10 protein-coding genes are annotated in these 12517 nt (G+C 71.6%); 2 read left to right on the forward strand and 8 right to left on the reverse strand.

The annotated features are described in order from the left end of the window. Window positions 1–13: 13 nt before the first annotated feature. Window positions 14–664, reverse strand: a complete 651-nt coding sequence (locus AB0G20_RS28750) for a LysE family translocator (RefSeq protein ID WP_361307265.1) — start codon at window positions 662–664, stop codon at window positions 14–16. Between the two features lie 245 nt (window positions 665–909). Between AB0G20_RS28750 and AB0G20_RS28755 the strand changes: the two genes are divergently transcribed. Then, window positions 910–2304 carry a hypothetical protein gene (locus AB0G20_RS28755; protein WP_361307267.1) on the forward strand — a complete coding sequence of 465 codons (1395 nt, stop codon included), beginning with the start codon at window positions 910–912 and terminating at the stop codon, window positions 2302–2304. A gap of 45 nt (window positions 2305–2349) precedes the next feature. Here AB0G20_RS28755 and AB0G20_RS28760 read toward each other — a convergent pair whose 3' ends face one another. The 3 genes from AB0G20_RS28760 to AB0G20_RS28770 form a co-directional block, all read right to left on the reverse strand. Then, window positions 2350–3693: a M1 family metallopeptidase gene (locus AB0G20_RS28760; protein ID WP_361307269.1), complete on the reverse strand. Its 1344-nt coding sequence runs from the start codon at window positions 3691–3693 to the stop codon at window positions 2350–2352. A gap of 77 nt (window positions 3694–3770) precedes the next feature. Beyond that, the gene (locus AB0G20_RS28765) at window positions 3771–7637 is read right to left on the reverse strand and encodes a Pls/PosA family non-ribosomal peptide synthetase (protein WP_361307271.1); all 3867 of its coding nucleotides are present in this window, start codon (window positions 7635–7637) and stop codon (window positions 3771–3773) included. A gap of 235 nt (window positions 7638–7872) precedes the next feature. Then, window positions 7873–8280, reverse strand: coding sequence for an NUDIX domain-containing protein (locus tag AB0G20_RS28770; protein WP_361307273.1), 408 nt, complete (start codon window positions 8278–8280; stop codon window positions 7873–7875). 139 nt (window positions 8281–8419) lie between these two features. Here AB0G20_RS28770 and AB0G20_RS28775 point away from each other — a divergent pair, with 139 nt between their 5' ends. Continuing rightward, the gene (locus tag AB0G20_RS28775) at window positions 8420–8557 is read left to right on the forward strand and encodes a hypothetical protein (protein ID WP_361307275.1); all 138 of its coding nucleotides are present in this window, start codon (window positions 8420–8422) and stop codon (window positions 8555–8557) included. Window positions 8558–8712: 155 nt separating this feature from the next. On the opposite strand, the gene AB0G20_RS28780 is transcribed toward AB0G20_RS28775, so the two are convergent. From AB0G20_RS28780 to AB0G20_RS28795, 4 genes are all read right to left on the reverse strand, one after another. Beyond that, window positions 8713–9957 (reverse strand): glycosyltransferase, encoded by a 1245-nt coding sequence (locus AB0G20_RS28780; protein ID WP_361307277.1) that lies wholly within the window; start codon window positions 9955–9957, stop codon window positions 8713–8715. Window positions 9958–10201: 244 nt separating this feature from the next. Then, complete coding sequence (locus AB0G20_RS28785) at window positions 10202–11209, reverse strand: peptidase (RefSeq protein WP_361307279.1); 1008 nt, start codon at window positions 11207–11209, stop codon at window positions 10202–10204. A 233-nt stretch (window positions 11210–11442) separates the two neighbouring features. Beyond that, the gene (locus tag AB0G20_RS28790; protein ID WP_266466608.1) at window positions 11443–11928 is read right to left on the reverse strand and encodes an SRPBCC family protein; all 486 of its coding nucleotides are present in this window, start codon (window positions 11926–11928) and stop codon (window positions 11443–11445) included. Between the two features lie 267 nt (window positions 11929–12195). Continuing rightward, window positions 12196–12483: a zinc-ribbon domain-containing protein gene (locus tag AB0G20_RS28795; protein WP_361307281.1), complete on the reverse strand. Its 288-nt coding sequence runs from the start codon at window positions 12481–12483 to the stop codon at window positions 12196–12198. Window positions 12484–12517 lie beyond the last annotated feature (34 nt).

Below are 12517 nucleotides of genomic sequence, written 5' to 3' on the forward strand. Positions count from 1 at the left end.
CGACAGGCCGCCGTCAGGCGACAGCCGCGACCGAGACGCCGATGGCGATGAACAGCCAGCCGGTGGTCAGCTCCCAGCGGTGGCGGATCCTCGGCCGGGCGAGCAGGGCTCGCAGTCGCGCGGAGACGACAACGAGGGCGAACCAATAGGCGACGCCGATGACGACATCCAGCATGCCCAGGAAGAAGATCTGCCGGGCCGGAGATCCGTCGCCGTCGACGAACTGCGGAAGGACGCTGAGGAAGAAGAGGGCGGCCTTGGGATTGAGCAGGTTGGTGAGGAACCCCTGCGTGAAACCGGACCGGAAACGCCCCCGGGCGGGCCCGCCCTCCTGAGCGGCGTGGGAGGCAGCCTCGTTCGCGTTCCGCCTCTCACGGGCGGCCCGGCGGGCGGCCAGTACGGCCCGCACACCGAGATACACGAGGTAGGCCGCCCCCATCAGTTTGATCCCGTCGTACACCAGGGGTGAGCGCGTGGCGATCACCGAGAGACCGGCCGCCGCGGCCAGCATGTGCACGCACAACCCGGTCTGCGCGCCCAGCGCAGCGGCCCTGCCCTTCGAGGGGTCCTCGGCCGCCGATCTGACCACGACGAGGAAGTCCGGGCCCGGCACCACATACGCCACCAGCACAACGCCGAGGAAACCGACCAGGTCGACCGTCATCCGTCCTCCACTCCTGCGCCCTCCGAAACCACCCACGGCCAAGGCACGTCCGCGCCTCGGCGCACCCGGTCACCGAGCCGACCGGCTCCGTCGAGTACCCCCGTGCGGGCCTTCCGGACAGCCCGACGGCGGGAACGAGGGCGGAGCGAACGCCTGAACGAGCGTGATCACCGGCGTTGACCTCGCGCACGCGGCACGAGCACAATCTGCGGGCCTGCGTCACCGCCGGCGAAACAGGGGGAACCATGTGCGACACGTGTCCTGACCGCGACACGATCGATGCCATCGCGCGCAACCCCGCGGCACCGGTCGACGTACTGACCAGGCTGCTGTGCAAGGAAGCCGTCGCGGCCTGGGACGCGATGGCCTGGCGCGCTCTGCCGGACGAGGTGGTCGACGCGATCGTCGCGCATCCCGACCACAGGCTGCGGTCGGTCTTCGCCGCGAACCCCTCGGTGACGCCGGAACAACGCGCCCGGCTCGTCGACGATCCCGACGCACGGGTGCGCGAGGCTCTGGCCTACGGACCCGACTGGTTCCGCATCCCCGTGGAGCCCCTTCCCGTGTCCACCCAGAAGCGGCTGCTCGCCGACCGGGAAGCACGGGTCCGCCGGAGCGCAGCCGACTCACGGTTCACGGCTTCGGATCTGGTCGCCGGGCTCGCCGACCACCAGGACGCGAACCTCCGGAAGGCAGCGTGCCGCGCCTGGGCCCTGCTCTCCGAAGACAGCCGGGACCGCCTGCTCCACGATTCCGACCAGGACGTGCGCCGGGCCGCCATGATGCAGGCCTGCCGCGAGGACGTGGGGTACACCGACCTCCTGCTCGACGCGGAGCTCAACCCCTTCGACCGGCAGGAGGTGATCCGCTACGGCGCCATGAGCACGGCGACCGCCGAACGGCTCGCGGCAAGCAGCGAAGAGACGGAGCGGTGCGAACTGGCGGCCAACCTCAACGTGTCCATCGACATCGTCCGCACCCTGGCCGGCGACGTCGCGCACGGCGTCCGGCTGGCCGTATCGGTACGACCCGAGCTGACGGAGACCGAGCGTGCCGCCGTCGACATCACCATCGGCCCATTCGACCGGCTGCATCCGGTCGAATGGGTGCGCCGCTGCGCCGATCCGGACGTCCTGCGGCAATGCGCCCGGTCGGCCAACATCCTTCTGCGCCGCAGCGCCGCCTGCAGTCCGCACCTGCCCGCCGACGCCGTCGAACTGCTCTCCCAGGACGACGACTACCCCGTCAGACTCCTCCTGTGCGAGAACCAGCGGACCGTCGACGGCGAGATCGTGTTGCAGACCTACCTGGACTGCAAGGTCATCACCAAGGGTGGTCTGCTCGGCCATGCCAACTTCCCGCGTGCGGGCGCCGGCCGGCGCTTCGCCGACGACCCCGACCCGGAGAAGAGGTGGCTGGTGGGACTCGACAGGCAAGCACCGGCCGCCGTGGTGGTCCGGCTGCTCGCCGATTCCGACGCACGAGTACGCGGCATGGCCGCCGCGCACCCCGCGCTGCCGGTCGACCTCGTCCTGGAGAGCTGCAGGAACCCGGAGCTCTCCTCCCGGGCCCTGAGCAATCCCGGCCTCCCGGCAGAGGTCATGCACCAGTACCTCGACGACTTGGGCATCCCGCGTTGACACCGACGGCGGTGAGCGCCGCGAGGTGAGCCCCGACCGGCGGTCCTACCCCGCCGCCCGCCTCTCGGCTCCCGGCAGCGGCGGCAGTGTCGTCCCGTGGATCCACGCCTGCAGCAGTTCGTCCACCGGCTCGGTCGCGAAGCGGGCCACGTGCGAGGTGAAGGCCGCGGTCGTGACCGTGCCGCCCCGGTGCAGTTGCCCCCAGCCGCGCAGCATCCGGAAGAAGGCGATGTCGCCCAGCGCGCAGCGCACCGCGTGCAGCACGAGCCCGCCGCGTTCGTAGAGCCGGTCGTCGAACATCGACTTGCGGCCCGGGTCCGACAGTCGCAGATCCTGCGGCAGCGACGACAGCAACCGGTGTGCGGCAGCGGCCAGTTGCTCCGCCGTACGGCCGCCCGAGCGCTCCGACCACAGCCACTCCGCGTACTTCGCGAACCCCTCGTTGAGCCAGATGTGCCGCCAGTCGGCAATGGACACGCTGTTGCCGAACCACTGGTGGGCCAGCTCGTGCGCCACCAGCCGCTCCGAACCCCGCGCGCCGTCCACGTGGTTGGCGCCGAACAGCGACAGCCCCTGTGCCTCGACGGGCACGTCGAGCTCCTCCTCCGTCACCACGACGGCGTACTCGTCGAACGGGTACGGCCCGAAGAGCTCCTGGAACACCTCCATCATCTGCGGCTGGCGTGCGAAGTCCCGCGAGAAGTCGCCCAGCAGATGCGCCGGGATGTGCCCGTGCTGCGGGACCCCGCCCGGCCCCGGGTCGCCCAGCAGCACCGTCTGGTACTTGCCGATCACGAGGCCGACAAGATAGCTGGACGTCGGCGCCGACTGCTCGTACACCCAGGTGGTGGTGCTCGCCTTCGTCGTCCGGGTCAGCAGACGTCCGCCCGCCACCACCGCGTACGCCGACGGCGTCGTGATCGAGAGCTGGTACGACGCCTTGTCGGCGGGCCGGTCGTTGCACGGGTACCACGACGGCGCCCCGATCGGCTGGCTGGCCACCAGCGCCCCGTCCTCCAGCTCCTCCCAGCCGAGCCCGCCCCAGGGGCTGTTCACCGGCTCGGGGTTGCCCGACCAGTGCACCTCGACCGTGAAGGGCGCCCCGGCGCGGACCGGCTTGGCGGGACGGAGGCGCAGTCTGCCGCCGCGGTGCGTGTAGTGCGGCTGGCGTCCGTCGACCCGCACCCGGCCGATCTTGTAATCGGCCAGGTTCAGCACGAACTCGGTGAGCGGTGACCGTCCCGCTATGGCGTTGATGCGGGCTGTCCCTGACAGCCGGTTCGGGCCCGGGCGGTAGTCCAGCGCGAGCTCGTAGCGGTGCACCCGGTACCGGTGGTCGCCGTGCTCCGGAAAATACGGGTCCGCGCCCGCCGCCTGCTGGACTGCCACTGCCGTCTGGTCTCCCTGCGCTGCGCTGCTGCCACTGCCTGCCGGTCCGTCGCCCTCCGGTTCCGAGTGGGTAGCGCTCACTGGCGCCATGCCTCGATCGGGTTGCCGAGCCATCGGGTGTCGTCGGGGACGGACTCCGCGGCCATGACGAGCGACGCGGGACCCAGCGTCGTGCGGGCCCCGATCGTGCTGCCGGGCAGGACGATCCCGCCAGGGCCCAGCGTCGCGCCCTCACGGAGGACCACAGTATCCGTCCGCAAGATCCGGTCGTGGAAGAGGTGCGTCTGAAGGACGCAGCCCCGGTTCACGGTGGCCGCGTCCTGGAGCGTCACCAGATCGGTCTCGGGCAGCCAGTAGCTCTCCACCCACACGCCCCTGCCGATCCGTGCGCCCAGCCCCCGCAGCCACGCCGTCATCACCGGCGTGCCCGGCACCGCGCCCGCCAGCCACGGCACGGCGAGCACCTCGACGAAGGTGTCCGCCAGCTCGTTGCGCCACACGAAGGAGGACCACAGCGGATGCTCCCCGCTGCGGTGCCGTCCCACGAGCGCCCACTTGGCGACGATCGAGACGAGGGCCGCGCCCCCTCCCGCCGCGAGCAGCACCAGCCCCGACAGCAGCGGCGCCCAGGCCCCCAGCGCGCACAGCGCGGCGATCGTCAGCACCGCCAGGCTCGCCGAGCAGAAGACCGGCACGATCCGGCACAGCTCCACCAGACCGCGCGCCCACAGCAGCCGGGCCGGCGGTTCGTACGTGCGGCTCTGGTCGCCGTCGGCGGCGGCGCGCGGCAGCTTGACCGGCGGCAGCCCCAGATAGGACGTATGCTTCTTGGCCTTCTTCGGCGTCGCCGACAGCACGCCGACCAGCCCGCCGTCCGGCACGCTCCGCCCCGGCGCCGTCATCCCCGAGTTCCCGAGGAAGGCCCGCCGCCCGATCTCGGCCCGCCCGATGCGCATCCAGCCACCGCCGAGCTCGTACGGCGCGGTCAGTGTGTCGTCGGCCAGGAACGCGCCCTCGCCGACCGTCGTCAGACTGGGCAGTGCCAGTACCGTCGACACCTCGGCGCCGCGCCCGATCCGCATCCCGAGCAGCCGCAGCCACACGGGCGTGACCAGTCCCGCGTACAGAGGGAACAGCGTCTCCCGCGACCGGTCCATCAATTGCGTGACCGTCCACGCCTGCCACCCGACCCTGCTGTGCGTGGGGTGCGTCCCCTCCCGCAGGCCGAGGCTCAGAAGCCGTACGGCGACGAGGAGCAGTACCGCGTACGTCAGTCCGTAGGTGAGCGTTGCCGGTACGACGGCCAGGGCGGCGCCCGTGAGGACCGAGCCCGGCGTGACGAAGATCCGGGCCACGAGGAGCGCGGCCAGTCCCGCCAGTACCGGGAGCGAGGTCAGCGCGAGGCCGGTGAGGCCGTACATCACGCTCCAGTACGTCCCGCGCCGCGGTCGCTCCTTGGGCCAGTTGCGCTTGGCCTTGCCCAGCTTGACCGCGGGCGCACCCGCCCACCGCTGACCGGTGGGAATCTGCCCCGTGACCGCGGAACCGGGCGCCACCTCGGCCCGCTTGCCCACCCGGGCTCCGGGGAAGAGCACGCTGCGGGTGCCGACGACGGCGTGTGCGCCCACCTTGACCGTGCCGATCTCCAGCCGGTCGCCGTCCAGCCAGTAGCCGGACAGGTCCACCTCGGACTCCACGGCCGCGCCCCGCCCCAGCTTGAGCATGCCGGTGACCGGGGGCAGCGAGTGCAGATCGGCGTCCGGGCCGACCCTGGCACCCAGCGCCCGCGCGTACCGCTCCAGCCAGGAGCCGGTCAGCGACGTCGCGCCGCTGAATTCGGCCAGCCGCTCGGCGGTCCACAGCCGCAGATGTACGCCGCCCCCGCGTGTGTACCGGCCGGGCTTCACGCCGCGGAGCAGCAGTCGCGCGCCACCGGCGGCCAGGGCGAGCCGTCCCGGCGGGCTGAACAGGGCGACGGCTCCGAGCGCGAGGAGCCACCAAGGGGCCGTGGGCAGCCACGCGTAGGCGGGCAGCAGATTTCCGAGGGCGGCCAGTGCCACGGTCCAGCGCAGGCCGAGGAGGGTGAACAGCGGGACGAGGAGCAGCAGCTGGACGATCTGGGCGCGCCGCGGCACCGGGGTGACGGTGCGCCGGGCCTCGTCGTCCTGCGCCGACTTCTCCAGCCGCCTGGCCAGCTTGCGCAGTACGGGCTGCTGGTAGACGTCCAGGACGGCAGCGCCCGGGTAGCGGGTGCGCAGCCGGGTCGTCAGCTGGGCGGCGGACAGGCTGCTGCCGCCGATCACGAAGAAGTCGTCATGGGCGCTGGTGACCGGGATGCCGAGTACTTCGGTCCACTGCTCGGCGAGCCATGCCTCGGTGCCGTAGAGCTGTTCGGCCGGGCCGCTTGTCTCAAGGTCCTTCAGCGGCCAGGGCAGCGCGTTCCGGTCGACCTTGCCCGACGTGCGGGTCGGCAGCTCCTCGACCGGCGCGAGCAACGGCACCAGCGCGGCGGGCAGTTCGGCCCGCAGCTTCTCCACGGCGGCGGCGTGGTCCCACCCGTCCTGGGTGACGACGTACCCGACGAGGAGCTGATTGCCGCTGCGAGCGGTCCGCACGGCGGCCGCGGCTCCGGCGACCCCGGGCAGGCACTGGAGCGCGGCATCGACCTCACCGAGCTCGATCCGCCGCCCGCCGAGCTTGATCTGCTCGTCGGCACGCCCGAGGAAGACCAGCCCCTCAGGCTCCGCCTTGACGAGGTCGCCGCTGCGGTACGCCCGCTCCCACCCCAGGGACTCCAGGGGCGCGTACTTCTCCGCGTCCTTCTCGGCGTCGAGATACCGGGCCAGTCCGACCCCGCCGATCACGAGCTGCCCGCTGTCGCCCATCGGCACGGGCTCGCCGGCCTCGTCGACGACGGCCAGCTCCCAGCCGTCCAGGGGGAGCCCGATCCGGATCGGCTCCTGACCGCTCAGCAGCGAGGCGCAGGCGACGACGGTCGCCTCGGTGGGCCCGTACGTGTTCCAGACCTCGCGCCCCTCGGTCACCAGCCGCTGGGTCAGTTCGGGCGGGCATGCCTCACCGCCGAAGATCAGCAGCCGTACGTCGTTGAGGGTCTCCGGCTCCCACAGGGCGGCGAGCGTGGGCACCGTCGACACGACGGTGATCTCCTGCTCGACCAGCCAGGGCCCGAGATCGGCGCCGCTCCTGACCTGCGCACGCGGCACCGGCACCAGACAGGCCCCGTACCGCCAGGCCAGCCACATCTCCTCGCAGGAGGCGTCGAACGCCACGGACAGTCCCGCCATCACGCGGTCCCCGGGCCCGATCGGCTCCTCGGTGAGGAACAGCGCGGCCTCGGCGTCCACGAACGCGGCGGCACTGCGGTGCGAGACGGCGACGCCCTTGGGCTTCCCGGTGGAGCCGGACGTGAAGATGATCCAGGCGTCGTGCTCGATGCCGGGGCGTGCGGCGGGGGCCTCGCCGGCACCGTGCACGGTGATCTCGTGCCCGGCTCCGATGACGGCGCGTACGTCCGCCTCCCCGAACACCAACTCGGCCCGCTCGTCGGGGTCCTCGGCGTCGACGGGGACGTATGCCGCGCCGGCCGCGAGGACGGCGAGGATCGCGATGTAGAGCGCGTTGGTGCCGGACGGGACCCGGACCCCCACCCGGTCCCCGAGCCCGACCCCGGCGGAGCCGAGCCGCCGCCGCAGCCGCTCCACCTCCACGGCCAGCGCGCGGTAGGTGAGAGTGCTCGTGCCGTCGTCCAGGGCGGGCTCGTCCGGATGCGACCGCACGGACGCGTCGAAGACGTCGACGAGGGTGCGCGGCGAGGCCGCCGGGCCTCCCGAGAAGCGTGCGGTGTCCCCGAACTGCTGGTGGATCTCCGCGCCGAGCTCCTCGCCGAGCAGGCCGAGAGCGTGGCTCTCCTGTATGGCTGCCATCCGGTCCTCGCGTCTAGATCCCGGATGTCTCCGGGGCGCTGGCGGGCCCGCAGGTGTGCCTGGGGTTGTCCGGATCCAGCTCCAGTTACAAACCGGAAATCTTAGTACGACGCTGGATTTGGCCGCTTCGACATGCCAGTCGGAGTAGCCGTTCGGGGGTGGGTGGAGCCGACGACAATGATCCTGACCTGGGGATCTTCGGACGGACGAGACTTCCCCCACATGAGCCTGCTCGTCAGGGCAGTTGGCCAGAGGTGTGCAGCGCGTCGAACACCATCTGGTCCACGGCCGAGACCCGCGCACGATCGCCATAGCCGAACCAGTCCGACTCCGCGATCTCTCTTGAAGGAACCAGCGGACCGGTGTACTCGGCGGTGTAGCAGATCATCCGGAACTCGGTGCCTCCGTCGTGGTCCCTCCGCGTCTCGAAGGTGCCGACGTGCACCATCGTGGCGGTGTCGACCCGGGTGCGGAGTTCCTCGTCGATCTCGCGCTCCAAGGTCTCGGCATCGGACTCACCCGGCTCCCGCTTCCCGCCCGGGAAGTAGAAGACCTCCACACCGCGGTTGCGCGTCACCAGCACCCGCCCGTCACGCACCAGAACCCAGGCCACCTTCTCCGGAACGACCTCGATCTGCTCCATTCCCGGACGCTACCCACCTGTCCGCCCGCCTCAACGCCGCCCGGGCGAAAGCCCGAGGCCAAGGGGAGGTCGTCCAGCGAGGGGCCGTTCCGGTCCAGGCGGTTTCCCACGCGGCAAGGTTGTGGTGCTGGATGACGCGGTGGGCCGTGCCGTAGGCGGCGGCTGCTGCGGCATGGACGCCGAGGACGGCGATCAGGGCGGAACCCAGGGCACGGCTGCGGACCTGATCGGGGCTCAGGGGCGGGTGCTGCTCATCGGCCTCGTCGTCGGGACGTAGTCCTCGGTGTTCACCGCGGCGCCCGTCGCGATCCGGCTCCACCACCGCTTTCCCCGCGGGAAGCCGTCTCGCCGGGCCTGACCGGGCCGGCGTCGGGCCGGGCACCGGCACCGGACGTCCCCGTCCTGCCGGGTCGTGACCAGAGGGCGGACCGGTCAGGACGTGAGCCGGTCCAGGGCGGCCAGGACCGGGGCCACGCCGTCCTCTTCGGCCAGGCCACGGGCCAACTCCTGGGCGCGGCTGAGGTGGTGGGGGTCACCCGTGGCGCGGTGCAGGGCGGAGGCCAGTGTGCCGGCGGTGAGACGTCGCAGGGGGACGGCGCACGGGGCCACCCCCAGGGCGCCCAGCCGCGCCGCCCAGAAACCGCCGTCGAACTGCACCGGCACCGGGATCGTGGGAACGCCCGCGCGCAGAACGGCGGCGGTGGTGCCGGCTCCGGCGTGATGGACCACGGCGGCCGTACGGGGGAACAGCAGCGCGTGCGGCACGTCGCCCACGGTGATCACGTCGTCGTCGCCGTGGGCCGCCAGGCCCGCCCAGCCCTGCTGGATGATGCCGCGCAGTCCCGCCGTCCGCAGCGCACGCACGATCTCGGCGCTGAGGTCTCCGGGGTCCGGCACCGTCGCGCTGCCCAGTCCGACGAACACCGGCGGGGGCCCGGTGGCCAGGAACTCCTCCAGTTCACCGGGCAGCGTGCGCGTGTCGTGCGGCCACCAGTACCCGGCGATCTCCAGCCCGGGGCGCCAGTCCTCGGGGCGGGACACCACCCGTTCGCTGAACCCGTGCAGCACGGGCCAATGGGCTCGCTCGTGGGCCCGGCGGCTCGCGGAGGGGCCGGGCAGGGTCATGCCGTGCCGGGTGCGCAACCGGTGCGTGGCCTGCGTGAAGACCCGGTCGACGGCGGAGATGACAGCCCGTCCGCCCAGGTGGTTGCCCACGGTGCCGAGCGAGCGGCCGCCGAGCATGGGCGCGCCGAACTCGCGTGTCGGATGCTGGGGTTGGAGGAACAGGCCGAGGCTGGGCAGGCTCAGTCCGTCGGCGATGGCGCGTCCCAGGGGTGCCACGGCTCCGGCGGCCAGGACGACGTCCGCGCCGCGGGCCGCCTGGACCAGGGCGTCGGTCATCTCCTCGGCCGCGGACCGGGCCATCGACGCCGCGCGCAGCAGTTTGCCCAGGCCTGTGGTGCTGGAGTGCAGATCTCGGCCGCGGTCGGAGTGGGACACGGCGTGCGGGTCGACCGGGGTCGGGTGGAAGCGCACCCCCGAGTCGGCGGTCAGGGGTTCGAACAGGGCATGGGGGGCGAGCGTGACCTCGTGCCCGCTCCGCGCCAGCCCCGCGCCCAGCCCGGTGTACGGCGCGACGTCGCCGCGCGATCCCGCCGTCATGATCACCACGCGCATGGGTCCCAGTGTGGACCGGCCGCGCGGGGGACACACGGTGTGTGCCCGCACGTGGACGAAAATCGCCGGTCCGGGGGGGTGCTCCGACCGGATCTGCTCACCGCCGGCCGGTGTCCAGTGTGCCGAGGAGGCGGGCGGCGGCTTGGCACCGTCGTGATGGCCGGTCGACTCGTCGCACCACGGCACGGAGCCGGGTCCTCCGCCGCGGCGCGGCGGAGGACCCGGCTCCCGGCGGGACGGTGGATCAGGACGACTGGGCGCTCTGGTACAGGTTCTGGGCGTCCGCGCCGAAGTACGGGCCGTACATGGCGTTCGGGAGGAAGTTGTACTTGAAGCTGTTCACCGAGGACTGCAGGCCGGTCCCGGTGGCCTCGTTGAACTGGGTGAACCACGGGCCTCCGCTGGAGCCACCGGTCATGTTGCAGGTCAGGCCGTGGTCCCTGGACAGCAGGAAGTCCCGCGTGGTGGTGCCGCTGCAGTAGATGAACTTCTCACCGTCGTACGGCGCCGCGGCCGGGAAGCCGAAGGAGTACATGGCCTTGTTGTAGCCGGTGTTGAAGGCAAGGCCCTGCCCGCCGACGACGTCGGTCAGCTTCTGCCCGTCCAGCGGGGCGACCACGGCCGCGCCGATGTCGTAGTTGATGTCCTCGCTGGCCGTCCACTGCGGCGTGGACAGGGTCTTGGACGCGGCCCAGGTGCCGTACGGGCGCTGCCCGTCGTGGTAGCCGGGTACGAAGACCCAGTTGGTGTGCCAGGCGCCCTCCATCTTCACGCAGTGGCCCGCGGTGATCACGGTGCTCTTGTTGGCGCTGGTGACGGCGTTGCCGGAGCAGGACGCGGTGCGGCCCTGATAGCTGAAGAACACCCGCCCCGCGGTCTTGGCCACCGCTCCCCCGCCGGACCAGGGTCCGCCGCCGTGCGGGAAGGCCAGGGGACCCACGGCGGAGGCGGGCGCACTGGGGGCGACGACCGTCGCCTTGCCCGTGCGCAGTGCCGGTGCCCGTACGTCGGAGCGGTCGACGGTCAGGACGTCGAGCGGAGTGGCCTCGCGCATCCGCTGCGGGGTCCAGAAGGCCAGGGCGCGTTCCTGCGCCGAGAGGGTCGTCACGCCGGGGTCCGGTGCGGCGCTCGCCGGTGCGGCGGTGACGCCGGTCGCCAGGAGCGCGGCGACGCCGGCGAGCGCGCCGAGGACGGAGCGGCGGACACGGGTGCTGCCGCCGGACGGGCGGGAGCTGCGGGGTCGGCCTATCACGCGGTCTCCTTCTGCTGTGGGGGCCGGGCGCCGGGAAGGCCGGTACGCCCGGTCAGGCAGGGGTGTCACTGCGGACGGTCAGGGGGCAGCGTGCCACCAGGAGGCCGATATGGACAGGTGCATGTCATGCGTTGGCCGAAACTTCACGCCCTCACCGATCGGAGCGGGTCATACGGGCACAGAAGAACCCGGCCTCACCGTGGAGGCCGGGTTCGGAGAGTGCGCGGCTGGTGTCAGAGGATGGGGCCGGGGCCGCTGGGGCCGCCCGGCTGGACGCGGCCGCGCCATGCGCCGGATTCGATTCCGCGCTCCTCGATGTACTGCTTGAAGCGCCTCATGTCGCCCTTCACCCGGCGGTCGATCGTGCCCATCATGTCCGCGGCCTTCTCCACTGCTCCGCTGGGCTCGACTTCCAGCACGAGCTCCACCCTGGTGTGGGTGTCGTCCAGGCGCTCGAAGCGGACGGAGCCCCTCTGGTGGGTGTCTCCGCTGGTCGTGCGCCATGTGACCCGCTCGTCGGCCAGCTGGTCGACGATCTCGGTGTCGAATTCGCGCCGTACCCCGGCGATCTTGGTGGTCCAGTGGTTGTGGCGGTCGTCCAGCTGCCTGACCTCCTCGACGCCCTCCATGAAGTTCGGGAACTCCTCGAACTGCGTCCACTGGTTGTAGGCGGTGTGGACGGGGACGTCGACTTCCACGGTTTCCTTGATGGTGCTCATCTGAATGCCTCCGTATTCACTGATCGACTGCAGGAGGCCCATCGGCCCACACAGGTCCGGGCCCGCGAAGACCGAGTACCCGGGATGCTCCGGTTGCCACATCGGATGTGATCAGCGCCGTGGCAGACGCGCGGACGGGGTGCCGCGGGCCGGTGGTCCGCACGGTTTCCGAGCGGAAGCCGTGACCGAGCCTTGCAGCCAGTCCGTGGTAGTGGCGGCGGAACCTGTAGATGGGCGGGCTTCAGACGGCTGGGTCTCTATGCGGGATCAGAACCGGTCGTGCTGCTGCGGCTGCCCGTATGCCTGGCCGCTCGGGTCGTTCGTGCTCTGGGTCTGCAGTTGCTCCGCCTGCTCCTTGGTCACCTTCTGTTCCGCGCCGCAGAAGGTGCACTGCGTCAAGTACTTCGTCGAGATCGGGAACAGCGGGACGAAGAACAGGGTGAACTTCGTGATGCGCTTCCTGAGCGTGTGGGCGGCGGGGTTCTTGCACTGGCCGCACACCAGCGTCAGTATCGCCAGCTGGTACAGATATCCCTTGGTGCCGAAGATGATCACGTGTCGGTCCTTCCCGGTCGGATCTTCACCCAGT

Source organism: Streptomyces sp. NPDC024017, from assembly GCF_040638895.1.
In the GTDB taxonomy this organism is placed as follows: domain Bacteria; phylum Actinomycetota; class Actinomycetes; order Streptomycetales; family Streptomycetaceae; genus Streptomyces.

Excerpts from the sequence above, each read along its gene's own strand:
- AB0G20_RS28750 (WP_361307265.1), bottom strand. The coding sequence starts at position 664 with ATGACGGTCGACCTGGTCGGTTTCCTCGGCGTTGTGCTGGTGGCGTAT.
- AB0G20_RS28755 (WP_361307267.1), top strand. The coding sequence starts at position 910 with ATGTGCGACACGTGTCCTGACCGCGACACGATCGATGCCATCGCGCGC.
- AB0G20_RS28765 (WP_361307271.1), bottom strand. The coding sequence starts at position 7,637 with ATGGCAGCCATACAGGAGAGCCACGCTCTCGGCCTGCTCGGCGAGGAG.
- AB0G20_RS28770 (WP_361307273.1), bottom strand. The coding sequence starts at position 8,280 with ATGGAGCAGATCGAGGTCGTTCCGGAGAAGGTGGCCTGGGTTCTGGTG.
- AB0G20_RS28780 (WP_361307277.1), bottom strand. The coding sequence starts at position 9,957 with ATGCGCGTGGTGATCATGACGGCGGGATCGCGCGGCGACGTCGCGCCG.
- AB0G20_RS28790 (WP_266466608.1), bottom strand. The coding sequence starts at position 11,928 with ATGAGCACCATCAAGGAAACCGTGGAAGTCGACGTCCCCGTCCACACC.